The following is a 25,449-nucleotide window of genomic DNA, read 5'->3' as shown; positions in this document are numbered from 1 at the left end:
TGGTCAGCGACCAGGGATCGGGAACTGCGGCAAGTTCGGAATCGTCGGCACCGGCGGAAGCGTCGGTACGGGTGGCAAGTCCGGGAGTTTCGGTGCGGGAGGCAGTGTCGGTACCGGCGGCGGCGTGAAGGCCGGCAGCGTCGGGATCGTGATCGGCGGCAGGCCGGGGATCTCGATGGACGGCGGCGGCGGTGTCCCCTGGGTCGTGGTCGTGCCATCGGGTAGCACGACCGGCGGCGGCACTTCGGTCGAGGCCTTCGTCGTCGTCGGCGGCGCGAGCGTGGCCGTCAGCATCGGTGCGACGGCGTTGGGTTCCAACGTCGTCGTGCGCGGCGGCGCGCCCGGCAGTGTCGTCGTCGGTCCGCCATCGCCCTCGGAGCCACGCTCCAATATCTGACCGCCGTAGCCAAGGGCAAGACCGATCGCGGCAATCACGGCCAGCGAACTTGCCGCAAGGCCCGCGCCACTGATTTCCCGCTTCTGTCGAGACTTGACGGCGACAGCCCCCGCGAGCCACACGGGGTTGTTGATCGGCTCGACACGTGCCGGCTGTGGTGGCACCGGACGGGCGAGCATCGCGGCACCGCGGGCAGCAACCGACTCCGGTGCGTCCGGAACGATGACCGGGATGCCCATCCACCGCTGCAGCACGGACCGAACGAGCGGAATCCGGGAACCCCCGCCGATGGCGACGATTGCCTGAACCTGTCGGTCCGAACGCATGATGACGTCGCGAGTGAGGCGCGCCGACGATTCGATGGCAAGGGTGACGAGTGCGTCGAAGTTGGCGCGCGACAGCAGCACCAGCCCGCCCTCGGACGGAATCGCGACCGCTGTACTCGCCGACAGCTGCTCCTTCGCTTCGCGACACAGCAAATCCAGGGCGGCGAACTCTGCCTGCGTCTGCGGCTGCTCGACACGGCCCGACGCGATCTGCTGCTCGCGAATGAGCGAATCGAAGTAGTCGCCGCTGATCTCGGTTGTCCGCTCCGCATAGCGAACTTCGGCCAGCTCCGTATCGATCACACTGATCGAGAGTCCTGAACCACCGAGGTCGTAGAGCGCGATGGTTCCGTAACCGGTCAGGGCACCAGTCGACTCGAGAAACTCGAGGACCGCTGTGGTCTCAGGAACGAGCTGGTAGTTCGCGAGGTGCTGGCGTGCCATCGCCGTATGCATGGCCTTGGCCTGCTGTTCGCTGCGATAGGCAACCCCGGTCGCGGCGATCGTCTCACCCGATGCGAGCGCGACACCGATCGATTCGGCGGCGAGCTCTTCGGCTCGCGTCCGGCTGACATCGACTGCCTGCAAATCGAAGGTAGGAGGCAGTGCCCGGTCCACAGCGGCACCGTCGGGGCGCGCCATACGAACGGCGCTCCCCCCGACTGAAACCCCAAGTACCGAACCCATGAGTCGCCTTTTCCGTATTCCCGTTCCCGACACACGAGCCCCCGGAGCCGGTGTCAGGAGATTTATTCTAGCCGTCATCGGCCAGCGACATCACACCTAATCAATGCAGGTTGTCCCCGGAGGATTGCAACGCGAGCATAGACGCCGCGGCACTTCATACCAAGGCCCAATTTTCACCGTCGTCCAAGACCCCGGTACGTCCAACTCGCAGCACGCCACTCCTCGGCGTCGAGGCAGTTACGCCCGTCGATGATCGACGTCGCACGAACGAACGGTGCCAAATCCGCAGGTCGCAGCCGAGTGAACTCAGCCCACTCGGTAAGCACCAGCACTACATCGGCGCGTTCGCACGCCTCGGCAACGGACGTCGCGTAGTTCAATGTCGGGAATACCCGCTTCGAATTCTCCAGCGCCTTCGGGTCGTACACGCTGACCGCAGCACCGTGAAGCTGGATCATTCCCGCCACGTTGAGGGCTGGTGAATCGCGAACGTCGTCCGAATCGGGCTTGAACGCCGCGCCAAGCACCGCGACGTTGGCACCGAGCAACGATCCGCCACATGCTGCCGACGCGAGCTCCACGACCTTCGTGCGCCGCCGCATGTTGATGTTGTCGACCTCGCGCAGGAATGCCGACGCATGATCGGCCCCGAGCTCACCTGCCCGGGCCATGAACGCCCTGATGTCTTTCGGCAAGCACCCGCCGCCGAAACCAAGGCCCGCGTTGAGGAATCGGCGGCCGATTCGAGCGTCGTAGCCGAGTGCGTCGGCCAATTGGGTGACGTCGGCGCCGGTCGCCTCGCACACTTCCGAAACCGCGTTGATGAACGAGATCTTCGTCGCCAGGAACGCGTTCGCCGATACCTTCACGAGCTCCGCGGTCGCCAAGTCGGTGATGAGGAACGGCACGCCGTCTTCGATGATGGGCGCGTACATTTCGCGCACCATCTCCTCTGCCATTCCTGGGCGGCTCGCGTCGAGGCCGAGGACGAGGCGGTCCGGGCGGAGCGTGTCGTCCACAGCAAAGCCTTCACGCAGGAATTCCGGATTCCACGCAACTTCGACGTCTGTCGTTGCGAGGGCACGGGCCCGCGCGCCGAGGTCCGCAGCGGTGCCGACCGGGACCGTGGACTTGCCGACGATGACCGCCGGACGCGTGAGGTGCGGGACGAGCGTGTCGATGACGGAGTTGACGTGGCGAAGATCGGCGCCGTACTCACCCTTTTTCTGGGGAGTGCCTACGCCGAGGAAATGCAGGTCCGCGAATTCGGCCGCTTCCTCGTACGACGTCGTGAAACGCAGTCGGCCAGAATCGAGGTTGCGGCGGAGAACGTCGCGGAGCCCGGGTTCGTAGAACGGCACTTCGCCGGACGACAACTTGGCAACTTTGCCGGGATCGATATCGACACCGAGAACGTCGTGCCCCAACTCGGCCATACAGGCGGCGTGAGTGGCTCCGAGGTATCCAGTTCCGAACACTGTGCATCGCATACTCGATTGGTAGTCGGCACCGGTTAGCGGACCGCGACGCTCGAGGAAGTGTCCGGGCAACAGGAGGTGTACAACCCGGTGTTCGTGCTGGTTAGTAGGCGCCCTCAGAGCGAGCCACAGCGCTGACCGTCTTCTTGATGATCAACAAGTCCTGCACCATCGACCAGTTCTCGACGTAGGACAGGTCGAGGCGAACGGACTCTTCCCAGGTCAAGTCCGAGCGGCCGCTGACCTGCCAGAGCCCGGTCACACCCGGCTTCACCAGCAGTCGGCGACGCACAACGCCGTCGTATGCCTCGACCTCACGGCGCAGCGGCGGCCGCGGTCCGACGACGCTCATGTCACCGCGCATCACGTTGATGAACTGCGGGAGCTCGTCGAGGCTCAGGCGGCGCAGAACCCGACCGACAGGCGTGACGCGGGGGTCGTTGCGCATCTTGAACAGCAAACCCGCGCCTTCGTTCATTTCCATCAACGCGTTGAGGTGCTTGTCGGCATCCACGTACATGCTGCGGAACTTGATCATCTGGAACGGCTTACCGTCGAGGCCCATCCGTTCCGACTTGTAGAAGACAGGTCCGCGGCTGGTGGTCTTGACCGCGAGTGCCGCGACGATCATCACCGGCAGCACGGCAAGCAATGCGAAGAATGCAAAACACAAGTCGAATGCGGCCTTGCCGAACGAGGTTGCGCGGTCGTACTGCGGCTTTTCGACATGCACCAGCGGCATGTCCGCCACCGGCCGCACCTCGATGCGCTGACCTGCGATGTCGAGCACGCCCGGCGCCACGACGAGATCGACGCCCAACGGCTCGAGCTCCCATGCCAGGTCGCGAATACCTTTGTGCCCCAGACGTTCCGTCGCGGCAACCGCGACCGTGTCGGCGCCTGTCATCTTGACGGCGTCGACGACCGAAATGGCGTCGTCGATGATCGGAATCTCCAGTCCCGCGACCTCGAAGGTCGGCTTGTCACCCGCGCGCCGTGATGGCGTGCAGACCCCGACGACTCGATAGCCGGCGCCGTTGTCCCGAGCAAACGCGGTGGTCATCGTCTTGGCGGAATCGCGACCACCGACCACGAGGACCGAGGTTTGGTACTTTCCGCGACGACGCATTGCAACGGCATGCTTGCGCCAGACCTGGCGACTCACCATGAGACCGAGCAAGCCGAGCGGCAGTGCGATCGCGAGATAGCCGCGCGCGAAATCGACGCGAAGGACGAGCGAAACGATCGCTAGCAGGCCGAACAGCTTGAAGGTCGACGACGCGATTCGCCGATATTCTTCGGGGCCACTGCCGATGACACGAGCAGACCGTGTGTTGAAAATCGCGAGGAAGGCGATCCACACACCTGCCAGCGTCAGCGATACGGCTGTGTAGCCGATATCGAACCTGCTACTCCAGGCCAAGCGGTCGTGCACTTCCGTCAGGCCGCCGAATCGAACGAGCTGAGCAGCAGCAACTGCTCCGCAAACGACCAGAGCGTCTGTGAGGCGAAGGCGGCGGATGTACTCGGTTTGCCACCGCTCACGCACCGAAATACGGCGTGACTGGGGGGAACGTACAACCGAGACAACGTCGTCGCCACGACTCAAAATACTCACTGGACGCACCTACCTCATGGGAGTAGCAACAACCAAAATGCCGTCCCCCCGAAGGACGTCGATGTGAATACTAGGGGGTTGCTGAGGGTAATGGTAGGCGAAAAGCCTTCGTTACAGACTTTTGGTCTGTTTACAGAAGATTTTGGTGTGCGTGAGTCCTTTATCCGGAGAACTAGTCAGTTGTCCGGTTGTGGAAGTTGAGATATGCCTTCGACGGGGTCGGTCCACGCTGACCTTGATATTTCGAGCCCACACTGGCGCTTCCATACGGATTCTCCGCAGGGCTGGTGAGCCGGATGAGACACAGTTGGCCGATCTTCATGCCTGGCCACAATGTTATCGGGAGATTTGCGACGTTCGACAGCTCGAGCGTGATGTGACCCGAGAAGCCCGGGTCGATGAACCCTGCCGTGGAATGTGTCAGCAAACCTAAGCGCCCCAGGCTGGATTTACCTTCCAACCGGCCGGCGAGGTCGTCGGGGAAGGTGCACATCTCCAATGTCGACCCGAGAACGAACTCGCCGGGGTGCAGAACGAAGGGCTCACCATCTGGCGGCTCGACGAGCGTCGTCAGCTCATCCTGGCGCAGCGCCGGGTCGATGTGGGTGTAGCGGGTGTTGTTGAAGACGCGAAACAATCGGTCCAGCCGCACATCCACACTCGACGGCTGAACGAGGTCAGGTTGATAGGGATCGATTCCGAGCCGACCAGCGGTTATCTCGGCACGAATGTCACGATCTGAGAGCAGCACGCCTCGAGGGTAGTCGGTGCAGATCCGCTGCTAGAGTGGTCCCTCGCGGGGGCGCAAAAGCTCCGCACGCCGATGTAGTTCAATGGCAGAACGGCAGCTTCCCAAGCTGCATACGCGGGTTCGATTCCCGTCATCGGCTCCACGGGGTGTTTCCCCTTATCAGGGGTTTAAGTTCACCTATTCGAGTCCAATTGATCCGATTTGCCTGTTTGCTTGTTCGGCCTGGTCTTTCGAGCCCGTCGCAGCGTCGGTCGGGCCTCTCATGTGCGGCAACTTTGGCTCTGCGCCGGGTTTCAGATGGTCGATTTTCGACCCCGAAGGCACAAGTTCAAGCCCGCGACCGCGGCGGCACAAGTGTGCCCACCGGAATCGTGAGCTGATTCCGGTGCGGGGCTGGACAGTTATCGATCGGGTCGCTGGGTGCTGCGGCGAGTGGAGCTTGCCGGTCGACGCCCGGTTGCGGGATGTCGGTCTCGACGAGCAGCCGGGGGTGGCTCACCGAGAAACTCACCCCACGGGTCGAGTCGATGACGTTTGGCGTGCCAGTCCCGAAGGATCGCCATGTTCATGGTGGCGAGCGCGAATCCGAGCAGCAGCGTGTAGCGGGTCAGGCCGAAGCCGCGGATTGCACCGCGGTGCACGTCGAGTCGGTTGCCTTTCAGATCACCGAAGAGTGACTCGATTCCTTCGCGGCGGTAGTAGCTGTCTTCCCATTCCCGGGTGCCGTGCTGCATCGGCATCCGCAGATTGGGCTCGTCGGTGTCGTAGAGGGTGACGGTGATTGCGCATCCACATGCGGTGTCGCCCGTGCAGTAGACGGTGGGTTTGCGGAAGTCTTCGCGCATCGACCGCGGCGCCTTCGGACTCCGAATGCTGGGGTGGGTGACGGCGGGTCCCCGATAGCGACGTCGACCGTCCGGGTCGCGGGAGCCGTGTGGGGTGAATGCGTATGCGCCGCGCAGTTGATGCAGTCGCTCGATTTCGGCGCGCTGTTCGGTTGTCATGTCGCGGGTCAGGGGTGCGAGGTCGACCAACCCTTCGGGCAGGCAGGTGGTGTAGAGGGTGCCGTCGATCCATTGGGTGCCGGCGACCGGCCCGGGGCGGCGGCCGCGCTGGTTGGGGTGCAGGTCGTAGATGGTGGTGAAACCGCGCTGCCAGGCGGGGATGGTGAAGGTGGTCGGTCGGGTGAAGTTGTAGGCGCGATCTGCGATCAGTTCTTGCGGCGGCGGTAGCGGCGGAAGAGCATCGAGCGCGGTGATTCCGCAGACACCTTTGTGGCGACCGGCAGGTGCCAGACACAGCGTGCGCGCCACGTGCGGGACCGGCCGTTCCGCGGATTTGGGTGATGCTGGCACGTCGGTGATGACGTGCGCGTCGTAGCCGCAGAAGTGGTTTTGCTCCCCTTGCGACGCGCTGCGCCAGCCCATGCGGGCATCGGGATCGCGGGTGTAGATGTAGCGGCCGTCGTGCCCTTTCGGTGCGTCCGGTATGTGCGGCAGGTCCGAGTGGTCGGGCCTCGCAGGCGTGTCGGGGTCAGCGTCGACGAGCGGTTTGCGATAGCGGATCCGCCCCCAGGTCTCGATGTCGGTGGAGTCCAACGCGACAGCACCTGTCGGTGAATGGCCCTGCAGCGAGGCGTCGAGCAGCGACTGAGCGAACCGTGCAGCGTCCCAGTCCGGGTAGGTCGCGCTTTCGCACGCCCGACCCAGGCGGGCGAGTCCGTCGGTGACCATCTTGTAGGTGATCACCGCGTCCGGCGCCAACCCGACCGCGATGCGTTGCGACGGGGTCCAGCCGCGGATCGTGTTCGTGATCTGGGTTTGATGCAGGTTGTCTTTGACCAGGAACGAGTGTGTCAGGTAGGCCGCGAGGAACGCGTCGGTTGTCAGAACGCGATGCGCGCCGCGGCGATGCTCGAACACACCGGCCACGAATCGGCGCGCCGTGCACTGCTGCACCACGGCGAGAACGCGGTGCCACTGCCATGATTCGGTCCGGTTCACATCGGCGGTGACGGCATGCAACGGCTGGGTTGGGGCGGTCATGGCAGGACCGCCTGCGTGATGTGGTCGAGTTCGTCGCGTGAAAGTTGTGGACCGGCAGCGGGAATGTAGGGAAGCAGGCCTCGAATCTGATCGATATCGTTGTAGCCGGCCAACCGCAGAAAGGTCGGCATCGGCACAGTTGTCAGCAATGCGACAGCCCACGTCGCTCGCATCCGGGCCACCGTAACCGGCCGCAACGGTTCGGGAATCTCGCAGCGGTGCAACAGATTTGGCACGAACTCGATGCGTGGGATCGGCGGCGCCCGAAACAGCGGCTCACTCTTCGCATTCCGTGCCAGCTCGGCCAGTAGCGGTCCGTACCGGTCGGCCACGGGCACGGTCCGTGGACGCTGTTCGCCCGTGACTGTCACCAGCAGGTGCGGGTTTCGAACTGTGACGTCGGTCCCCAGGACACCAACCATCTCCGCGGTCCGCAATCCAGCCCCCAGACCGAGCACAACAGCGGTGCCCAGACCTCGATATCGGAGCGAGGTGCGCTGCATGTCAACGCATTCCACCAGCCACCGTGCCTGGGCGTCGGTGTAGGGAAACGGGGTGCTGCGGGAATCGAGCGGGTCACGGCGCGGCTCCCACGGAGCCCGGCGGGTGACCCGACGCGAGACGGTGGTCAACAACGTCCGCCGCGAGGACCGCGACGTTTCTGCGAACCCCGGAACGGTGACCGCGTACCGGTTCACCGTCGCCGGGGCGAAGATCTGCTCCACATCCAACGGCAGTCCTTGATCGAGTGCCCACGACACCAGTCCGGCGACGACCCCTATCCGGTTTCCCGACACCTTTGCTCGCTCGGCCGCCGGGTATGCCTCGGAGATCACCGACCGCACGAACGGCCCGATCTGCGACCACCTTTCGGCCGGCATCTGCGGCGTGTACAGGGCAAGGATCTCCTCCGCGGTGCGGGCAGCCATCACGACCCGCCCCCGACGAGGCTGCGCCACCCGGGCGAACCGAGCTCCGATGCAGGGAGATAGGCGACGAGGTCCGAGAAGGCTTTGCCGCTGACGATTCCTGCGGCCGCGAACACCTCAGGCACCGCTAGGTCTGTCAACACCGACGCCAACCATGTCGATCGCAACCGCGCCACAGTCAGATGCGGCACATCGCGGGGCATGTCGAACGACCCCACCAAGGCTGCGGCCTGATCACGGCCCTGGCGCCGTGACACCACCAACGGCTCACCGCCCGCCGCGGCGCACACCCGCCGCAACGGTCGCACGCAGTCGTGACGCACCGGCACCACTCGGACCGGTGACCCGAGCCGGATCGCCGTCGTCGACTCGATGTCGACCACGTCCACGTCGGTGACGCTGAACAACTCCCCCGACCGGGCACCGGCACCGAGGGTCAGAGCGAGAACTGCCGTCATCGCATGCCGACGAAACAGACTGCGCTGCCGCTGCGCAACGTCCCAGAACCGTGCCACCTCCGTTGCGGTGTAGGGCGGGGACAGCGGCCCGCGCGGGGAGCTGTCCAGCGGCGGTGGCCACGGCGCCGACGTCGTCACTATTCGTGCGATTCTCCGCAACCGCGACGTCTCCGCCGATCGTGACGTGGCGACCAGTGGTCGCATCCCCGTCAGCCGATACCGCTCCACCACCTCCGGACTCAACACGGCCTCGGCCTCGAGCACCATTCCTTGCTCGACCGCCCACGCGGCGAATCTCGCCAGCGCTTTCAACGACGCCGCGGCCTGGGTGGCCAACACCGGCTGCGACGCCAGGGTGGTTGTCCGCACCCACGCCCCGATCGCCTCCCAGGTAACGTCGTCGACGGCCCGTGGACGAAACGAACTGATACGCAACATGATCGAGTCGGGATCGTCACCGCCACGCGCATACGCCGACATGGCCAGGTCACCCCGCTTCTGCACGATGAGGGTCTGGTGCGGGACGGGAAAACGGGAGTATTCTCATGAGTGCAGATCTCCTCCTGCACAGACGTCAGCGACAGCGGATTCCTGGCGATCGACCTGAAAGACACCGACGGCAATCGGTGTCTTTCGACATTTCAGGGGTATCTACTGGATTGGGCCACCACCTGTGGACATCGGTTATCGAGGCGATCGTCGTACGCGTCCAACGATCCTGCTGCCGCACCCGCGAGGGGCACGGTTCGATTGTGGTGACCGATTAATGATCATTCTAAATCTGCTGCTGGGCAGAAGGAAGCCTCGGAAAGACAGCCGAAACGAAGTCGCGGAACCAGCTCGCGTCGCCAGTGTGCTGAACGCCCCGGTTCGGCGATCGCCAGACGATAGATGTTCGTGCACAACGAATTTCAGCGGTATCGGCTATGCGCTTACAACTGTGCGAAGGGGCTTGGGGGCCGAACGACGATGTCTCCGGCGCCGTTGTTGGGGACCGTCGCGTCGATTGTCAGCAGCCGATAAACTTGACGTGTCGACACGCGACGCGTTCGCCGTCGGCCGCACGCGGTCACCCGCGTTCGCTTCCCCAGTTCGTCTGACGAATTGGGGAAGACCGATAGAGGTGGCGCCGACCTTCCCGCCGACGCCACCTACGGAGTCATCACGAACTTCCGCCGGAGCGCGCGCCATCGTTACTCGGCCTCAGGGCGTGACGGCTGACACCGCGATGCTGGGCGGTGGCGGCAGTATCGGTGTCACAGGCTTACGCGGACTCCCAGACGGCGGCGGTGATGACGTGGTCGACGGCGGTGATGTCGTCTGCGGAACCGGCGCTCGCGCTGAGGAACTGGATGATCGACGCTGGCTCATCGTCGACGACCAGCTCGGGGAATCGGCGGGTCAGCAGTGCGTGCACGCTCAGCGGATGCAGGTCGCCTGGGATCAGTGGCGCGACCTTGTCGAGGTGTGGGACTGTTCCATTGTCGATGAATTGCGCAGCGGGCAGGAGGTGGTTCTGCCCGGATTTGTACGCCCATACGGTGTGGTCAGCGATGCGCTGCCGGATTCGCGCGGGTGACACTCCCAGCCGTTCCGCGGCCGTATTGACGGTCAAGGACGATCTCACGAGTTCGCGCATCTGAAGATCGCTCGACAGCAGGGTGATGGTTGCTTTTGGCTGTTCGGCGGTGAAACCCGCTTCGTCGAGCAGCGTCTCGTCGTGCACCGATAGAACAGGATCATGGGATGCTGCAGCTGCCACTTCTGCCACGGTGTGCAGCACTCGCACCAGATCGGCCCTCGTGATTTCTGCACCCACAATCTCACTCAGCGCTGTTTCGAAACCGACTTTCCCGTGCAAGAACCGGGCTTCGGCGTCACTGCTGTAGTCGACCCCCACCACCCTCTCCTAATGTCAACTAACAGTGTAAGACAGCGTTAGCGCTTAGTCGAAGCCGGTTGCGACGCCCTTTTCTAGCGAGATTGACCCATCCAAATGCCGCCAAACAGCGCCAGAGACCAGTGCCATTTGAATAGTGCTGCAGTGCAAGCAGACACGGGACAAGGCGGGAGTCGGGCGACGAGCCGCGAGCATCAAGGTTTGCGGATGACAATGGGCCCCCGAAGGATTACGACGTCGATGGGGACGCGATCGGTGTCCGACGCGAACTTAAGCCACTGACCGATTGGCAATCATCCTAAATCTCTAAATCATGCGAACAATCAACGGACGCACGACGTTCGATCGTGCACTGGAAGTAGCCGTGGACAACCGCGGTTACCCAGCTCAACTCCGCAAGCTCGCCGCCACAGGCCGGTTGGAGCACTCGGCGCACGGCGACTACCGTGTCCCAGCCCTCGCCTCCGGACCGCACGCATCCTACGCCGAGGCCGTCGCCTGGAGCCGCGGCCGCGGTGTCATTTCGCACGAATCCGCGCTGGATCTGCTCCGGTCCCAATGCGTCCCCATCCTGCGGATTCTCGCTCTTCCAGAGCTTTCTCAGGCCGCCATCAGTCCCGCCGCATATGGTGCTGCTCGTCGGGTCCGACATCGCCTGAAGGCCTGTACGGGGGCGACGTACACGCCAACCAGATCGTCAGCACGAGCAATGCGGCCGTTATGGCGATGAGAATTACGTAGACCACCATCGTGGAAATGTCCTGACGTCGTGGGATTCGCGAGACCTGTCGCGATGGGCGGATTAACTCCTCGCCCACAATCGTCTGCGCGGTCGGCGTCGATAATCGGTGCCAACACCCATTTTCGCAGCGGCGCACCATGTCCGCGCGGTACACCCCAGCAGGACGGTGAATTGGGTCGAACGCGGGTTGCATCTTCGCGATTCCTGTCGGATGGATGTCCACATTTCGGCAGTCATCGCCGCGCGGTGCTCCGAGAAGTCACTTTGATCAATTGATTCGCCAGTTTCGCCGGTTCTTTACATGCGGCAGACTTCGAATGAGGACTTTGCCAAGCCTTGCAATGCGACTTCCGCTGCTCCCGCCAACCCTGGGCCGAGTCGGGGACGTGGCCTTAACGGACGGCGTGCACAGCACCTCCTTCGGATTCCCAACGTTGGAGTGCGACGAGGCGCTGTCGGGCGGCGATTCGTTCTTTGGTTGCTGACATATTGCCGCGCGCGGGCGTTGTCGTGGATCTTCTGCCCTTTCTAAGTTCCGTTTCGGCGTGCATGCTCGCTCCTTTGCATTTCGGTGGTGTGAAGGCGGTGCACGGAAACCGCCGGACACTGGGACGGTGGTTCATTCGCACCAGCGGGGATAGGTAGCCGTGTCGGCGCAGGTCACGAGCACAACTATCACGCTCCTGCATCTGACATGGGTCAAGCCGGCCTGTGTCGAATTCCACAAGTACGCCGCGCCTTTCGTCGTTAGCGTTCCGCAATAAGATTATTTCACCGCTTGCGCTTTGGCATAAATTGAGAGGCTTCGCGTGCTCTTGTGCGCTTTTCCGCTCGACGCTCCTTGAGGGCGCGTGCAGATTGTTTCGAACTCTTCACGGCAGACTTAGCCATTGTCGGACCCTTCCTTATCGATGACGAATACCTAACTCCAACCATACTCAATAACGTATAAATGTCCAGGTCACGCCGATTTTTCGGTCGGCGTCTTCTATTTACATTCGGCCATTACTTTATCCGCAATCTCGATGCGTGGCATAAATGGATATGGCACGACCTTCGCACCTTTCGATACGAACGACCTTCCGGCCCGAGTTTCGATTCGAGCCGTCGGCTTCCGATCACCAAGTGATGAATACACGCCCACCTGCGCCCGCTTCGGGGATTACTGGCGCGCGCGTGCATACGCAGCGGTTAGACGGTCGTCTGTTTCGACCGATCGCGGTTTTCTGCCGCGCCCGCAGGCAATGTGCGCAGCCTTGGCTACCCGCCGACCAGCGACCGTCAGAATCGGCCGTGGGATCGACAGGCCCATCACCGGAACCCCGGTCACATGACCTGAGCGAAACAGCCGATCCGACGCTTCCGCGACCTCATCTTGCGTGAGCGGGGCCAGCGAGCATCCGAATGCTGTGCCGATCGCATCCGAGTCCAGGAATGTGCCGCGGTGGCCTTCGGCCGACTTGACAAAGAGCCAACGCAGAACAGCGTCGCGAACAGCCCGTTGACGATCGGTTGCTGCGGCCACGGTTTCAGTCCCGTTCTTCACCTCGTCACCGCTTGGACGTCGGCGGCTTGCTTGCGGTGCCGCTTCGGGACGGCCTCTGCGGTCACAAGAGCGGGTTGCGAACAAGATGAGTCGGATGCGGGTGCGATCGTCGCGGTGCGAGTGCCGGGCACGGTCCGGACCAAAGCAAGGGCGATGCGCCGTTCGGATTCGTCGAGAAACCCGCCGAAGATCGTGGCCGCTCCTTCGCTGACGGTAACCCGCCAGCGCCGTTTGCCGGTGTACTCATCGAGCAAGTTCTGGGCCCCGGACGCGATCGCTTCGTCCGGTTTGAGCATGATCCGCAGCGCGTCACCACGGCTGAACATTCCCACCACCCGGCCATCGGGGTCGACGACAGGCAGGCTGCGCAGTCCACGGGGCAGCAGCTTCTTCCACACCTCGGCGAGATCCTGATCGGAGGCCACCGACACCGCCGGCGTGCTCATCACCTCACCAACCGTCGTGTCTCTGATCTCACCGGCCCGGAGCACGTCTCCACTGGTGAGCATCCCGACGAGTCGATCGTCCTGGTCGAGCACGGGGAGAGCGCCGTAACCCAACTGGGCGAGCATCACCGCCGCATCGCGTGCCTTGCCGCTCGTACGTAGAACCGTGATCGGTCGTTGCATGACTTCGCTAACCCGCATGATCTCACTTGCCTCTCAACTAATCCGCCGTAAACCGATACCGGCGCGGAATACATCGTCGATGGGTCCTTCGTGGAAATCGCACCGCAGTGTCGACCAGCTGGCGGCCCGTCCTCTGCGACCCGCAACGCTTCTGCGTCGTGACTGGGCTTCGAGTCGGACACCGTCCACGTCGGAACATTTGCTCGATGACTCCATGGTGGTCTGACATGACTTCCGACCGTTTGCCGGAATCGGACAACCCGGCAGTGGTCGGTTGTGGTTGGCCGACAGTGCCGCTGTTGTCCGGCTACGGTGGCGTCAAGCGGCCCGGAGCAACTCTCGGATCTATCGAGCCGAGTTACTTGTGTCTCACGGTTCACTGGAGGAAGGCTTACCGCCAGCCGTGACCAGCCTGTCGAGGTCGTGTTGCCACCGGGTGCCGCGGATGCGGTCACACACGATACGAGTACCTGCGTACGCCGACATCGCGGCGGCGGCCACGCCGATCCAGATCAATGCGGCAACTGTGATCGCCTCCACGGCGGCGTGGTTGGTCGGGGTCGGCTCATCGACCTGGACACCATTTCGATCGACCCAGATCGTGATGGTATCGCCAGGTTGTGCGATCGATCGCGTCTCGACGTGGCCGATATGTTCGGCTCCACCAGCAGACCAGTGCGCCTCCACCGTCCTGAACGGCGGGACCTGTTGGGCTGCAGGGCTTTCGGTGAATGTCGCCGTCACTGACTGGCGTGTGTGAACCTCCTCGGCGTAGATCAGGCGGCGCGAGTCGTACACTGCGACGCCGGCTGTGGCGACAATCGGAAAGGCCAGCAACCAGACCACCACAGCGAGCACCAACACCGATGCTTCGACCCGGTCACTGGCGCGCACCAGCGGAGTGCGACCGAACAGCCACAGCACGGCTTTCCATCGTGGCAAGCGCACGGTGAAGGTCTCCACCACTACTCCTTCCGCGGTCATCTGAGCATCGGCGCCTGCAGTCATCGCACTGCCCTCTTCCGCATCGGGGCCAACGGCCGCCCGGGCCGTGACATCGCCAATATTTACGGCCGTGTCACGAGTGGGTACCTAGGCGTCTGCGATCCCCTGTCTGGGCCTGCCACATCCAGTGCAATTTCTCCAGTTGCGCGGTGATGTCGATGAGCAGATCATGCGTCACCGGATCGGCTGATTCCGTCACGGTGATGCGTTCTCTGAGACGCTCGATCACGGCCGCGAGATGATCGACGATCGTCGCTATCACCTCGCTGTCTTGTTGCCACTCCGCATCATGGCCCTCGTCGCCAACGGTGTTCGCCACGGCGCCTACGCGACCATCGGGATTGACGCCGATCGCTGCGGCCCTTTCCGCGGCCTTGTCGGTGAACTCGCGCGCCACCGCGACCAGTTCGTCCAGATCGAGATGCACGGACCGGAAGTTCGGCCCGACGACGTTCCAATGGATGTGTTTGGCAATCAAGGACAGCCCGATCAGGTCGACTACCGTACGCCGCAAGGCATTTCCCGCAATTTCCCGGCGATCGGGCTCGAGTGCGCTGGCGATAAGTTGAGACACAACAAACTCCCTGTGGTAATTGGTTTCAGTTCGAAATGGGCCAATGGACGTTGCCACAACAATGCTTGTCGTGCAGTAACTGTTCGTCCGCCCGGCCGCGATGAGGTCCTGCATCCGTTCGGCTCCGCCGACGGCACCGTCGCTTCAGCCATCGGTCGGGACCCTCGACCTCGTCGCTGCCGGTATCGCGAGCGCCGCGGTGTCGTCGAGGTGGAGTGCGTTGCTGTTGCTGGGAGGCGGTGCTTCGGTGCCGGACGGGTGCTGTCGTTGCTGCACGAGACGACCCCAGACCTCGCCGACGATCCACGATTCCGCCGATCGGTCGTCGGGCGTCTTCTGCGCTGTCAGCGCCAGGAGTGCATCGGCGAGGTCGACGACGTCGAGTTGGGTTCGATTCGCGATGTCTAGCAACTCGCAGAGTGCGTCGTCGGCGTCGTCGCCGGTGAGGTCGATCAGCACATCGACGGCCGCGACGACACGTGGACTGGCCCGGACCTGGTCACAGATATGACGGCGGGTAGTTGTCATCGTCCGCTCCCGGTGAGCTGCGACGGTGACCTCTCGTGAGCTGATTCGTGTCGTCCGTATGGCACGGCGTTCAGCAAGGTCACCCGGACGGTGGCGCCGCTGGGGACCGCGTAGGTGCATTGCTGCCCGGGGCTTGCTCCCAGGATCGCGGTGCCCAACGGCGAGTGCGTCGAGTACACCTCGGTGGCGCCGTCCTCGGCGTCGCGCACGGCGAGCAGAAAGGTCTCGATGTCGCCGGTGTCGTCGTAGCGGATGGTAAGAACCATGCCGGGCTCGGCGACGCCGTCATCGGGTGGAGTCTCACCGACCACGGCGTGACGCAGCAGGTCGTGGATTCGCCGGATCCGGGCCTGGACCGCTGAGCGCTCGATCCCGCCGTCCTCGGCGCGGCTGCCGATCTCCGTCGAGCTGGGTCGGTCGAGTCTCGTACGTAGTTCGTTGAGTTCATCGCGCAGGCGGCTGTGCGCTTGCGGTGTGATCCAAATCTGTTCGGTGGTGGTCATCAGCTTGTGTCCTCTCGGGGTCGTTGTCAGGGGCGGGCTCGATTCGCAGCCGCCCCTGACAACTCGCAAGCCCAATTCGTGGGCCAGGTCTTGATTCCGCTCGCGCAGAAAGCCGGTAGTTCGCGTGGCCGTGGCTCAGCGCATCGGGTCGAACTCGCGCAGCACCTCGGATTGCTTACCGGTTGTGATCTGTTCGGTCAGTAGACGACCGGTCACCGGGCCTTGCGTCAGCCCCCACATACCGTGGCCGCCTGCGACGTAAATATCTTGTGCCACTTCACCGATCAGAGGCCTGGAGTCGGAGGCAACTGGACGCGGACCGACCCATACGTCGCTACGTTCGTCCCAGCGCACCCCGTCGAGGAGCGGACGGGTCGAAGCAATGATTGCGTCTACTCGTTCGGGGACGATCGGCGCGTCCGGCCGACGGAATTCCATGGTCCCCGCAACCCGTAACGCGCCCTGTAAGGGCGTGCAGGCCACCCGAATGTCGGGTAGATAGATCGGGGCCGGAATCGGGCGATCCACTGGCACGGTGAACGAGTAACCGCGCCCGGCCTGCACGCGAGTATTGAGCCGTCGACTCGTCAGCACGGGCAGCCACGCGCCGGTCGCAATGACCGCCGCGTCAGCGATCAATCTCGGCCTGCGCCGCGAATACACCGCGATCCCGCCACGGCGGGCGGGAAGCACGTCGGTCACCTCCATCATCCGAAACCTCGCGCCTCGCGCCACGACCGCCCGTCCCAGCGCACGAACAAAACGCTCCGGGTCGACGAAGCGCTGACCATGAATGTTCAATCCCGCGCCGATCGCCGGCGACGCCAACGGCACCTGGTCGCGCAGTGCCGGTCCCGACAACGCAGTGACTGACACGTCCGCCCCGCCGAACTCTTCCAACTGACGCAACTCGTGCAGCAGTCGCTCGGCGTCGCGTTCGGTACGGAACAGGGCCGTGATTGGACTGTTGGTTACCGGCACATCCACCCCGTTATCGGTGAGCACGTCGAATGCCTCAAGCGCCTCCTCGTTGAGCGGAGCGTTGCCTCGGACGGCGCGCTTCCACGACGAGTTGCGGCACTGCGCGGCGAACCGCAGCAGAAACGCTGCGCGGCCGACATCGGCGGTCATCGGAATGTGCAGCGCACGGGTCGAGTCGAAGAGCGATTTCATTGCGTACCGCAATACCGCCGGCTTGTTGAGCGGGAGGGTCAGAGCGGGTGCGATCCATCCCGCGTTCCCTGCGGACGCGCCGGCGGCTATTCCGGTGCGGTCCACCACCGTCACCTCGACGCCACGCTCCTGCAGGAACCATGCGGTCGACAGCCCGACAATTCCGGCGCCGACGACGATAACCGACCGCGGTCCCCCGTCGAACCGATCGACACTCACCTTTACGCACCTCCGTGCCAGCTCCAACTTGATGGACACCTCAATGATGGGATGAATTCCACTCGGGCCGGTTGTCGCAACTCAACAATTCGGTAGGCATGTTTTGTCGTTTAGAAACAGTGCGATCGCTCAGTTGTCTTCGGTGGCGGCGAGTTCGACAATCATGGCGAGTCGCTTCCTGACGTCCTGTAAGTCGAGGTTGGTCAGTTCGGTCATTTTTCGGATCCGGTACCGCACGGTATTTTCGTGAATCCCGAGCCGCTCTCCGGCCCGTGCAGTGTCACCGTAGGTTTCCAGCCAAGCGCGCAATGTCACAACGTATTGCGTGGAATTGATGCGGTCGTGACTGCGCAGATCTGACACCGGGCCCCGCGTCGGGACCCGCCCCGCCCGTGCCGCGGCCCGGAGCCGTTCAAGCAGAATCTCGTCCCACGCCTCGTCGTAGGCCGGGGGCGGGTCGTTCGGCGATCGGGACTCGTGCAGCGCCAGACACTCGTCGGCCTCCGCTCGTGCCGCCGCCAATTCCGGGATCTGTGCCACACCGCTGATCCCCGCCGACACGGTCATCGCCGCGGGCAGTGCGGCATGCAACTGCCTCACCCAATCCCGCGCCGCGTCGACTTCCGCGACAGGAAGCACGGTATAGATGGCAGTGCCCGCCAAAGCGCTGCGACCTGACCTGGACCAGCCGAATCCGGTGGTGGCGCGCTCGAATGCCAGCAGTAGCGCCGCATGCTGCTCACCATTCAGCCGAGCGCGCACAGCGATCACCCGCAACGGCGCGCTCGACAAACCCAACCGGCTGGCGACCGTCGCTGCGTCCACAGTGCCGTCCAAAAGCCGGATCACCAGATCGGACTCGACCTGACGCTCCAGATCCGCGCTGGCTCGCGACCGCAACAAATGCAGCGCGACCGTACGAGTGCCGTCTGCCAACGCTCGCAACCGCGCCCCCTGCAACGGCGCCGGGCAGCTTACCCACACCGACCCCAACAACTGCCGGCCCGCCCGCACAGCCACCACCATCCGGCCAGTCAAACCATGATCCTGCTCGGCTGCGACGAACAACGGGTCATCCGACACCGCCAAATGGGCGAAAACCCCTCGCGCGTCGAATAACACCCGTAACCGTTGCGGCAGTTGCCGTTCCAGGATTGTCTCGACTCGCGCAGGATCGATCCCCTCCTGCAGTCTGGAATAGGCCAGCACCCGAGACAGCCGATCCTCGATCGTCACCGCACCACCGACAGCGGCAGCCAAACTGTCGGCCAACGCGAACAGATCAGTCGGTCCCCGCCCTGCCTCGGTCTCGCGCCCCTCCAAAACCAAGCCATAAACCACGGCCGCGACCTCGCTCCACGACATCGCCGTATCGACGACCATCGCAGCCACACCGTCGACCTCGTCAGCGATCTCGGTCTCGGCATCTGCGCGGAAGAGCACCACGACGGCTCGCACCGCCACCGCCCATTCCTGCGCTTCTTGCATCGAGCGCGCACCGATCGCCAGCAACACATCACCCACGACCTCGCGATCCGAGGTGGGCTCGTGCACAACCACGCTGCGCAACTCCGTGGACCGAGAAACCGAACCCGAGCGCAGCCGGAAACCATAACCACCCAGCACATTGATCAGCCGGTCCAACGTCACCATGAGTCCGTCACTTCCTGGCGTAAGCGAGCGCGATGACCTGGAGTCGAGCAAGTGCCCCTCAGCTGCGGCACAAACCTGCAAGCGAGGTGCAAAGACACGAAGGGCGCTGAACCGGAATGACCGATTACGTGATCGTCGAATGCGGCCTGCACGCGAGCCGATTCGCTGCGATCGCGCTTCCGTGGACTCCGTTGCGGATGCTTGCGCCCCGTCGTCGACCATCGCCTGACTGTCACGTCAATCAATGCTTCGCCCCTTCGCCGAGCCGGAGTCAAGGTTGTCCACGTGGGCGGCGAGATCGCACCGCACGTCGATCACCGAATCACAGAGCCACATCGCCGTCCCGCAGCCTGGTAACCCGAAACTAGTCGCAACCGGTCACGCAGCTGAACAGATTCCGACTTTGTTCCATCGGCACAAATCAGACCATCGACTTTGTTTGGAGATCGCAAACATTGCCGTCGCCCTGCACACCATCATGGAGTTGAAGGACACGGGTCCGGTGGAGGTGCGTGATGATGATGAACGTCGATCGCATTGACGGCGGACCACTGATCGCCGACGTGACGCCAGGTATCTAAGTTGCGGACGGAGACGGCATGAGGGGTCTGACGCACGAGCCGGTGACCTGCCGGCTTTCGGCCGACCAGATCAACACCCACACACAATCCGAGGCCCTGCGGGAATTCGACCCACTGCGCTGATCGGGCGATGACATGCAGTCCCAGTGGATCGCCCAAAGAAGCCCGGCCCATCAACAGTGGCCCACGAGTTGTCAGGGGCGGCGCTTCTCACCGGCCCGCCCCTGACGACACCCCCATGGACGACGGAAGGACAACGTTCGCCGACGAAGCGTCGCGCGCGAGTACAGCCTGACCGGCCACCGGCAGGTAGAAGGTGAGCAGACGATCATGCGAGTATCCGATGTCATGCACAGACCGATCCTCGGCCTGCGGCAAAGCGGCAGGATAGGTGAGGCGGCGGTGATGCTCGCCGAACTCGGATACGCAGCGTTGCCTGTTCTCGACCCGGACGATCGACTGGTCGGGATGCTCACCAGTGGCGACGTGTTGCGTGCTGGCGAATTGACCGACGAAACGGTAGGTGAGCTGATGACACACCCGCCGGTGTCGGTGGCCGAACATCAAGATCTGACCGACGTGTTGAGGAAACTGCTGCCACACGGGCTGCTACGTAGTTTGCCCGTCATCGACGAGGACGGCAGGGTGGTCGGTATGTTCAGCCGTGGTGAGGCATTGCGGATCATGCTCACACCGGACGAAGCGATCGCGGCCGGTGTGCGCAACACCTCCGCGACGAGTACACCGACACTGCACACACAACCGATGTGATGCGGTCGACGGCGCCATTTTTTGTGCACATCGGAGAGAACGACGGGCAGGTTCGGATGACCGCGAGAACAGTGGAGCCTTTCGCGCGTCGCGTCCTGGAGATGATCGACCGGATCCCGCCTGGCCGGGTGATGTCCTATGGCTCGATCGCCGATCGGGTCGGCGCGGGACCACGACAGGTGGGACGCGTCCTGAGCCAGTGGGCCGACGAAACTCAGTGGCATCGAGTCGTGTACGCCGATGGCACACCGCCGTCCTGCCACGACGGACTCGCCACCCGGTTATTGCATGACGAGGGCACCCCGATGGTCGGCGGACGGGTCGACATGAATCGAGCGCAGTGGTCTGGGTGATTCGGACTGGCGCATGCACTTGCCGTCGCGCACGCCTCCCGGGGAGAACACCGACGGCCGTATGCATCGAGGACATTCAAACGTGGATTCATGTGGACGGGTAGAGGATTCGCGTTCCGTGGGGGGTGGCGAAGCTGGTCATCGTGGCCGGCTCGAGTTTGCCCGCGCCCATGATGTGGGAGACCTCGACGTCGCGGACGATGAGCGCGTCGGCGACCAGAGCACGATGACACCGCCAGAAGACGGCTTCACTGCACATGACGACTGTTTTATAGTTTCCGGCGAGTGCGATCAGCGCGTCGATGGCCTCATCGAAGGCGGGTGTTTGCATGTAGTCGGCGTATCCGCGGAAGGATTCGTTGCGCCAGCCGGTGTTGAGCGAGTCTCTTACGGATTTTCGTAGTCCGCCGAGCTTCGGAAGGTGCCGGTAGTCGATATCGACCGACGCCAGGGACCCCGGCAGCTGCTCGATATGAAACTGCGGGTTGTGCCGCGATTTCGGTACCGTCCGGATGTCTGCAACGAGGTTCACCCCGAACCGCTGCAGTGTCTTTATAAATTCCTCTGCCGCGAGGGTGGAATGGCCGATCGTATAAATGGTGAGCATCTGACTCCGCTTATCCACGGAATCGTGGCGCGATCAGCTCTCGTGGCAGCTGCGCGGGACTGGGGTAGGCCACGATCACGCGAGTACCGTCCGGGTCGCAGGCATCGACAAATGTCACCCCGTTCACCGTTTGCGTGTCGGTGGCCACGTCGTATGTGCGTAGCCGCGCAGCGATCCGTTGCAGCTCTGTCTCGTTTTCGGCCGCCCAAATCAGGCTTTTGACACCGACGCGTCCGACTGCGGGGCGGGCAGAAAGACCCCCTTTTGCATACATGTAGATCTGAAAGCCGCCGGGTGTGAGCAGTAGCGCCGATTTGGGCTCGCGCACCGCAACGCGACAAAGAAACACCTCACGGTAATAGCTCACAGATCGGTTCAGGTCGGAAACCTGCATCACCGCCGAGGAGACCGTGACGACCGCTTCTGTGTCCGCACGCCCCTCATCGACGTGACTATCGTCGTCTTGCTCCGCGGCCCCGTCGACGCCGTGCCGATGCGCAGCCGATGGCGGGCCGTCGAGGGCGTGTAGCGCGAGTGTCGAGTGAGCGTAGGCGCCGCCTGCACGCATCTCCGCAGCGACCCAGACCGCTTCCATGATCTCTTGCGGGCTGGCGCCTTTGCGGCTCGCCAATCGGGTGTGTCCGGTGATGCAGTACGGGCACTGGGTGATGTGGGCGGCGGCGACAGCGATCAGCTGTTTGGTCTTTTCCGGCAGTGCGCCCCCGGCAAAGACCGATCGGCTGAACTCTTCGAAAGCCCGGTGCGTATCCGGCGCAAGGCCTTTTCGCCACGCAGCCAACTCCGGAGTGGTCGGGTGATACACAGTGTCGGTCATCGTCATCTCCACCAAGAAGAGTTGTCATGTCGCGTTCTGCGCGCGATATTTATATCGTATCACGATATAAATAGGGACGCCGCTGTCTTTTTCGAGTCGGGAGTCGACAAGCAGCTGAGGCGCTGCGTATCGAAGGTCAACTGTCGTCGGACCGCATCGCGGGGCGAGTCCAAGTCGGGTCTACTCCCGTCAGCCGGCGATTCATCGCCCAGGCCATCCGTGTCGCCTGCAGCTTGGCCCGTTGCGCGATCGGTCCCGTATGCAGCTCGTCGACAGTGTCGGTCCACAGCGAGAGCCACCGAAGAAAATGCGCGGCCGTCAGCACATGTCGCTCGTGCAGCCTTGTGTGGACCCGGAAGACGCTGCCGTCGTAGCGCCGGGACCCGAACAGAACCGTTTCCCAGAAGTCGCACATCACGGGCAGGTGCGCATCGAGACCGGTCGCACGGATCGGGGTGAACGGCTCCCGCAGTAGTTCGTCTGTCAACGCCCTTTCGTAGAAGGCGCGCAGTAGCGCCTCGACGTCGTTGCGGTCCGCGATATCGGATCGGCACGTGCACCCGGTGTGCAACGCGTCCATTTCATGCCAGCCGGTCGAGGACGGGATGTGTAAGGGCAAGTGCCAACGCGACCAGCAGGCCGACTTTCACGACCTCGAGGCCGATGTAGATCAGGTGCAGGTGCGACCGGGGTGCGTCCTCGCCGGCGAGGATTCGGTCGGAGCGTCGCGACAGTGGCGGGCGAACGACGCCGATCTGGATTGTGAGCGCGGCGACGGCCGCGATCAGCAGAGCCCAGCCCGTTGCAGAGGAGTTGACGATCAGGCAGCAGATCACCAGGACGCCGGCGAGGACCGCTTCGGCGGCATTGAGTGCTCGAAACACCAGGCGGCCGATGCCCAGGCCCAACGCCAGCGTGATGCCGGGCGCGCGGAACTTGATCGGCGCCTCGAGGAAGGAGATAGCAGCCACCATGCCGAGCCACAGCATCGGCGCGAACAACTGCAGGTACCGGGCGGTTTCAGTCATCGAGCATTGCCTCCTCGGTCGGTTCCTGTGTTGTGACGGCCACGGCTGACGCTCGACGGCCGACGTGAGCTTCGGAGCGCATACGCGCAATCATGTGCGGGTAGTGCAGCTCGAACGCGGGACGCTCCGACCGAATGCGGGGCAGTTCGTAGAAGTTGTGCCGCGGTGGTGGGCAGGTAGTGGCCCACTCCAGCGAGTTTCCAGATCCCCACGGATCGTCCACGGTGACGACTTGGCCGTAGCGGTAGGACTTGAAGACATTCCAGATAAATGGCAGCAACGACCCACCCAGAACGAAAGACCCGATCGTGGAAATCGAGTTCAACGTCGTGAACCCGTCGCTGGGCAAGTAGTCGGCGTAGCGCCGCGGCATCCCATTGTTGCCGAGCCAATGCTGCACAAGGAACGTGGAATGGAACCCGATCAACGTCGTCCAGAAGTGCCATTTGCCGAGGCGTTCGTCCATCATCCGCCCGGTCATCTTCGGGAACCAGAAGTAGATGCCGGCGTAGGTGGCGAACACGATGGTGCCGAACAGCACGTAATGGAAGTGTGCGACCAGGAAGTAGGAGTCGGTGACGTGGAAGTCCAGCGGTGGGCTGGCCAGGATGACGCCGGACAGGCCACCGAACAGGAAGGTCACCAGGAACCCGATGGAGAACAGCATCGGGGTTTCGAACGTGAGCTGGCCGCGCCACATCGTGCCGATCCAGTTGAAGAACTTGATGCCGGTCGGTACCGCGATGAAGAAGCTCATCAGCGAAAAGAAGGGCAGCAGCACGGCGCCGGTGGCGAACATGTGATGGGCCCACACCGCCATGGACAGGGCCGCGATCGAGAAGGTGGCGTAGACGAGCGGGGTGTATCCGAAGATCGGTTTGCGGCTGAACACCGGGAAGATCTCGGAGACGATGCCGAAGAACGGGATCGCCACGATGTACACCTCGGGGTGACCGAAAAACCAGAACAGGTGTTGCCAGAGCATGACGCCGCCGGTAGCCGGGTCGTAGATATGCGCGCCGAGATGCCGGTCAGCCAGCAGACCCATCAGCGCGGCAGTCAGAAGCGGGAAGACGACGAGCGCCATGATCATCGTGACGAAGACGTTCCAGGTGAAGATCGGCATCCGGAACATCGTCATGCCCGGTGCGCGCAGGCACACCACGGTAGTGATCATGTTGACCGCACCGAGGATCGTGCCCAGCCCCGCGATCGCCAAACCGGTAATCCACAGATCGCCACCCACACCCGGGGAATGCAGGGCGCTGCTCAGCGGCGAATACGCCGTCCACCCGAAGTCCGCGGCCCCGCCCGGCGTAAGGAAACCGGACACCGTGATCAGGGCGCCGAACAGATACAGCCAGTAGCTGAACGCGTTGAGCCGCGGAAACGCCACGTCCGGCGCCCCGATCTGCAGCGGCAGAATGTAGTTCGCGAAACCGAACACGATCGGCGTCGCGTACAGCAACAGCATGATCGTGCCGTGCATGGTGAACAACTGGTTGTACTGCTCGTTGGACAGGAACTGCAGACCCGGCACCGCGAGTTCGGTGCGCATCAGCAGCGCCATCAGTCCGCCCACCATGAAGAACCCGAACGAGGTGACCATGTACATCAAGCCCAGCATCTTGGGGTCGGTGGTCGTCATCGCACGATAGAGAAACGAGCCCTTGAGCCCTCCACGCGGCGGGAACGGTCGGGTGGGAGTCGGTTCGACAACTATGGCGCTCACTGCGCACCGCCACCGTCTTTATCCGCACTGGTTGGGTTCGCGTGCGGGCGCCTGCCCACCAACTCGGTGTCCGCGGCGAGAGGGCCGAGCTCGCCCGCCCCACCCGGCGATCCCAACGCCTCGCTCGCACCCGGGAGCGCAGTGTGGAAGAACCTCGCGTTGTCGTCGATGAAAACCACCCACTCGGCGGGCACATCGCCGTCGTAAAAGATGGCCTCCACTGGGCAGACCGGTTCACATGCACCGCAGTCGATGCATTCGTCGGGGTGGATGTAGAGCGACCGGCCGCCCTCGTAGATGCAGTCGACCGGGCACTCCTCGACGCAGGCCCGATCCATCACATCGACGCACGGCTCCGCGATCACATAGGTCATAGCCCAC

25 protein-coding genes and 1 tRNA gene are annotated in these 25,449 nt (G+C 63.4%); 4 read left to right on the top strand and 22 right to left on the bottom strand.

Going from position 1 to position 25,449, the window contains the following annotated elements:
- Positions 1 to 3: 3 nt before the first annotated feature.
- The 4 genes from FGL95_RS29375 to dcd form a co-directional block, all read right to left on the bottom strand.
- Positions 4 to 1,410 (bottom strand): DUF7159 family protein, encoded by a 1,407-nt coding sequence (locus FGL95_RS29375; protein WP_169594068.1) that lies wholly within the window; start codon positions 1,408 to 1,410, stop codon positions 4 to 6.
- A gap of 173 nt (positions 1,411 to 1,583) precedes the next feature.
- Positions 1,584 to 2,900: a UDP-glucose dehydrogenase family protein gene (locus FGL95_RS29370; protein WP_169594067.1), complete on the bottom strand. Its 1,317-nt coding sequence runs from the start codon at positions 2,898 to 2,900 to the stop codon at positions 1,584 to 1,586.
- Positions 2,901 to 2,991: 91 nt separating this feature from the next.
- Complete coding sequence (locus FGL95_RS29365; RefSeq protein ID WP_206072442.1) at positions 2,992 to 4,497, bottom strand: sugar transferase; 1,506 nt, start codon at positions 4,495 to 4,497, stop codon at positions 2,992 to 2,994.
- A gap of 181 nt (positions 4,498 to 4,678) precedes the next feature.
- Positions 4,679 to 5,257: a dCTP deaminase gene (dcd, locus tag FGL95_RS29360; RefSeq protein WP_169594063.1), complete on the bottom strand. Its 579-nt coding sequence runs from the start codon at positions 5,255 to 5,257 to the stop codon at positions 4,679 to 4,681.
- 68 nt (positions 5,258 to 5,325) lie between these two features.
- On the opposite strand from dcd, the gene FGL95_RS29355 reads away from it, so the two are divergent.
- Positions 5,326 to 5,399: transfer RNA gene (locus FGL95_RS29355), tRNA-Gly, on the top strand.
- A 259-nt stretch (positions 5,400 to 5,658) separates the two neighbouring features.
- Here the strand turns inward: FGL95_RS29355 and FGL95_RS29350 are convergent.
- From FGL95_RS29350 to FGL95_RS29335, 4 genes are all read right to left on the bottom strand, one after another.
- On the bottom strand, positions 5,659 to 7,302 hold the full coding sequence (locus FGL95_RS29350; protein WP_169594061.1) for a hypothetical protein: 1,644 nt from the start codon (positions 7,300 to 7,302) through the stop codon (positions 5,659 to 5,661).
- Positions 7,299 to 8,231 carry a site-specific integrase gene (locus FGL95_RS29345; RefSeq protein WP_169594059.1) on the bottom strand — a complete coding sequence of 311 codons (933 nt, stop codon included), beginning with the start codon at positions 8,229 to 8,231 and terminating at the stop codon, positions 7,299 to 7,301. The genes FGL95_RS29350 and FGL95_RS29345 overlap by 4 nt, the downstream gene beginning before the upstream one ends.
- Positions 8,231 to 9,193, bottom strand: coding sequence for a hypothetical protein (locus tag FGL95_RS29340; protein ID WP_338080081.1), 963 nt, complete (start codon positions 9,191 to 9,193; stop codon positions 8,231 to 8,233). The genes FGL95_RS29345 and FGL95_RS29340 overlap by 1 nt, the downstream gene beginning before the upstream one ends.
- 760 nt (positions 9,194 to 9,953) lie before the next feature.
- Positions 9,954 to 10,589 carry a MerR family transcriptional regulator gene (locus tag FGL95_RS29335; RefSeq protein ID WP_169594057.1) on the bottom strand — a complete coding sequence of 212 codons (636 nt, stop codon included), beginning with the start codon at positions 10,587 to 10,589 and terminating at the stop codon, positions 9,954 to 9,956.
- A 313-nt stretch (positions 10,590 to 10,902) separates the two neighbouring features.
- Between FGL95_RS29335 and FGL95_RS29330 the strand changes: the two genes are divergently transcribed.
- Positions 10,903 to 11,319 (top strand): hypothetical protein, encoded by a 417-nt coding sequence (locus FGL95_RS29330; protein WP_169594054.1) that lies wholly within the window; start codon positions 10,903 to 10,905, stop codon positions 11,317 to 11,319.
- 1,174 nt (positions 11,320 to 12,493) lie between these two features.
- On the opposite strand, the gene FGL95_RS29325 is transcribed toward FGL95_RS29330, so the two are convergent.
- The 8 genes from FGL95_RS29325 to FGL95_RS29290 all read right to left on the bottom strand — a co-directional run bounded on the left by FGL95_RS29325 (position 12,494) and on the right by FGL95_RS29290 (position 19,161).
- Positions 12,494 to 12,856, bottom strand: a complete 363-nt coding sequence (locus FGL95_RS29325) for a serine recombinase (RefSeq protein WP_338080088.1) — start codon at positions 12,854 to 12,856, stop codon at positions 12,494 to 12,496.
- Positions 12,857 to 12,873: 17 nt separating this feature from the next.
- The gene (locus FGL95_RS29320; RefSeq protein ID WP_169594053.1) at positions 12,874 to 13,524 is read right to left on the bottom strand and encodes a CBS domain-containing protein; all 651 of its coding nucleotides are present in this window, start codon (positions 13,522 to 13,524) and stop codon (positions 12,874 to 12,876) included.
- Between the two features lie 351 nt (positions 13,525 to 13,875).
- Positions 13,876 to 14,514 (bottom strand): Rv1733c family protein, encoded by a 639-nt coding sequence (locus FGL95_RS29315; protein ID WP_206072426.1) that lies wholly within the window; start codon positions 14,512 to 14,514, stop codon positions 13,876 to 13,878.
- Between the two features lie 70 nt (positions 14,515 to 14,584).
- Positions 14,585 to 15,085 carry a Dps family protein gene (locus FGL95_RS29310; protein WP_338080087.1) on the bottom strand — a complete coding sequence of 167 codons (501 nt, stop codon included), beginning with the start codon at positions 15,083 to 15,085 and terminating at the stop codon, positions 14,585 to 14,587.
- A gap of 144 nt (positions 15,086 to 15,229) precedes the next feature.
- Positions 15,230 to 15,613, bottom strand: coding sequence for a hypothetical protein (locus FGL95_RS29305; RefSeq protein WP_169594049.1), 384 nt, complete (start codon positions 15,611 to 15,613; stop codon positions 15,230 to 15,232).
- The gene (locus FGL95_RS29300) at positions 15,610 to 16,116 is read right to left on the bottom strand and encodes a GreA/GreB family elongation factor (RefSeq protein WP_169594047.1); all 507 of its coding nucleotides are present in this window, start codon (positions 16,114 to 16,116) and stop codon (positions 15,610 to 15,612) included. The genes FGL95_RS29305 and FGL95_RS29300 overlap by 4 nt, the downstream gene beginning before the upstream one ends.
- Positions 16,117 to 16,251: 135 nt before the next feature.
- Complete coding sequence (locus tag FGL95_RS29295) at positions 16,252 to 17,508, bottom strand: FAD-dependent oxidoreductase (protein WP_169594045.1); 1,257 nt, start codon at positions 17,506 to 17,508, stop codon at positions 16,252 to 16,254.
- A gap of 129 nt (positions 17,509 to 17,637) precedes the next feature.
- Positions 17,638 to 19,161, bottom strand: a complete 1,524-nt coding sequence (locus FGL95_RS29290; RefSeq protein ID WP_169594043.1) for a PucR family transcriptional regulator — start codon at positions 19,159 to 19,161, stop codon at positions 17,638 to 17,640.
- Positions 19,162 to 20,072: 911 nt separating this feature from the next.
- Here FGL95_RS29290 and FGL95_RS29285 point away from each other — a divergent pair.
- Together FGL95_RS29285 and FGL95_RS29280 are read left to right on the top strand one after the other, a co-directional pair.
- Entirely contained in the window at positions 20,073 to 20,513 is a 441-nt protein-coding gene (locus tag FGL95_RS29285) for a CBS domain-containing protein (RefSeq protein WP_169594041.1), read from the top strand.
- A gap of 56 nt (positions 20,514 to 20,569) precedes the next feature.
- Positions 20,570 to 20,866, top strand: a complete 297-nt coding sequence (locus tag FGL95_RS29280; RefSeq protein WP_169594039.1) for an MGMT family protein — start codon at positions 20,570 to 20,572, stop codon at positions 20,864 to 20,866.
- 88 nt (positions 20,867 to 20,954) lie between these two features.
- On the opposite strand, the gene FGL95_RS29275 is transcribed toward FGL95_RS29280, so the two are convergent.
- The 6 genes from FGL95_RS29275 to fdxA form a co-directional block, all read right to left on the bottom strand.
- The gene (locus tag FGL95_RS29275; protein WP_169594037.1) at positions 20,955 to 21,473 is read right to left on the bottom strand and encodes a DUF488 domain-containing protein; all 519 of its coding nucleotides are present in this window, start codon (positions 21,471 to 21,473) and stop codon (positions 20,955 to 20,957) included.
- 10 nt (positions 21,474 to 21,483) lie between these two features.
- Positions 21,484 to 22,308, bottom strand: coding sequence for a carboxymuconolactone decarboxylase family protein (locus FGL95_RS33060; protein WP_338080080.1), 825 nt, complete (start codon positions 22,306 to 22,308; stop codon positions 21,484 to 21,486).
- A 136-nt stretch (positions 22,309 to 22,444) separates the two neighbouring features.
- Positions 22,445 to 22,888: a group III truncated hemoglobin gene (locus tag FGL95_RS29260; RefSeq protein WP_169594035.1), complete on the bottom strand. Its 444-nt coding sequence runs from the start codon at positions 22,886 to 22,888 to the stop codon at positions 22,445 to 22,447.
- A 1-nt stretch (position 22,889) separates the two neighbouring features.
- Complete coding sequence (locus FGL95_RS29255; protein ID WP_169594033.1) at positions 22,890 to 23,336, bottom strand: hypothetical protein; 447 nt, start codon at positions 23,334 to 23,336, stop codon at positions 22,890 to 22,892.
- The gene (gene ctaD / locus FGL95_RS29250; RefSeq protein ID WP_169594031.1) at positions 23,329 to 25,068 is read right to left on the bottom strand and encodes an aa3-type cytochrome oxidase subunit I; all 1,740 of its coding nucleotides are present in this window, start codon (positions 25,066 to 25,068) and stop codon (positions 23,329 to 23,331) included. The genes FGL95_RS29255 and ctaD overlap by 8 nt, the downstream gene beginning before the upstream one ends.
- Positions 25,065 to 25,442 (bottom strand): ferredoxin, encoded by a 378-nt coding sequence (fdxA, locus tag FGL95_RS29245; RefSeq protein WP_169594029.1) that lies wholly within the window; start codon positions 25,440 to 25,442, stop codon positions 25,065 to 25,067. Before fdxA ends, ctaD begins: the two co-directional genes overlap by 4 nt.
- Positions 25,443 to 25,449: the final 7 nt, after the last annotated feature.

It is taken from the genome of Antrihabitans stalactiti (assembly GCF_012932915.1).
GTDB lineage: Bacteria > Actinomycetota > Actinomycetes > Mycobacteriales > Mycobacteriaceae > Antrihabitans > Antrihabitans stalactiti.
This window is presented reverse-complemented; position numbering and strand designations above follow the sequence as displayed.

Excerpts from the sequence above, each read along its gene's own strand:
- fdxA (WP_169594029.1), bottom strand. The coding sequence starts at position 25,442 with ATGACCTATGTGATCGCGGAGCCGTGCGTCGATGTGATGGATCGGGCC.
- FGL95_RS29315 (WP_206072426.1), bottom strand. The coding sequence starts at position 14,514 with ATGACTGCAGGCGCCGATGCTCAGATGACCGCGGAAGGAGTAGTGGTG.
- FGL95_RS29255 (WP_169594033.1), bottom strand. The coding sequence starts at position 23,336 with ATGACTGAAACCGCCCGGTACCTGCAGTTGTTCGCGCCGATGCTGTGG.
- FGL95_RS29350 (WP_169594061.1), bottom strand. The coding sequence starts at position 7,302 with ATGACCGCCCCAACCCAGCCGTTGCATGCCGTCACCGCCGATGTGAAC.
- FGL95_RS29290 (WP_169594043.1), bottom strand. The coding sequence starts at position 19,161 with ATGGTGACGTTGGACCGGCTGATCAATGTGCTGGGTGGTTATGGTTTC.
- FGL95_RS29320 (WP_169594053.1), bottom strand. The coding sequence starts at position 13,524 with ATGCGGGTTAGCGAAGTCATGCAACGACCGATCACGGTTCTACGTACG.
- FGL95_RS29285 (WP_169594041.1), top strand. The coding sequence starts at position 20,073 with ATGCGAGTATCCGATGTCATGCACAGACCGATCCTCGGCCTGCGGCAA.
- FGL95_RS29300 (WP_169594047.1), bottom strand. The coding sequence starts at position 16,116 with ATGACCACCACCGAACAGATTTGGATCACACCGCAAGCGCACAGCCGC.
- FGL95_RS29345 (WP_169594059.1), bottom strand. The coding sequence starts at position 8,231 with ATGGCTGCCCGCACCGCGGAGGAGATCCTTGCCCTGTACACGCCGCAG.
- FGL95_RS29370 (WP_169594067.1), bottom strand. The coding sequence starts at position 2,900 with ATGCGATGCACAGTGTTCGGAACTGGATACCTCGGAGCCACTCACGCC.
- FGL95_RS29305 (WP_169594049.1), bottom strand. The coding sequence starts at position 15,613 with ATGACAACTACCCGCCGTCATATCTGTGACCAGGTCCGGGCCAGTCCA.
- FGL95_RS29375 (WP_169594068.1), bottom strand. The coding sequence starts at position 1,410 with ATGGGTTCGGTACTTGGGGTTTCAGTCGGGGGGAGCGCCGTTCGTATG.
- FGL95_RS29275 (WP_169594037.1), bottom strand. The coding sequence starts at position 21,473 with ATGCTCACCATTTATACGATCGGCCATTCCACCCTCGCGGCAGAGGAA.
- FGL95_RS33060 (WP_338080080.1), bottom strand. The coding sequence starts at position 22,308 with ATGACCGACACTGTGTATCACCCGACCACTCCGGAGTTGGCTGCGTGG.
- FGL95_RS29260 (WP_169594035.1), bottom strand. The coding sequence starts at position 22,888 with ATGGACGCGTTGCACACCGGGTGCACGTGCCGATCCGATATCGCGGAC.
- FGL95_RS29280 (WP_169594039.1), top strand. The coding sequence starts at position 20,570 with ATGACCGCGAGAACAGTGGAGCCTTTCGCGCGTCGCGTCCTGGAGATG.
- FGL95_RS29330 (WP_169594054.1), top strand. The coding sequence starts at position 10,903 with ATGCGAACAATCAACGGACGCACGACGTTCGATCGTGCACTGGAAGTA.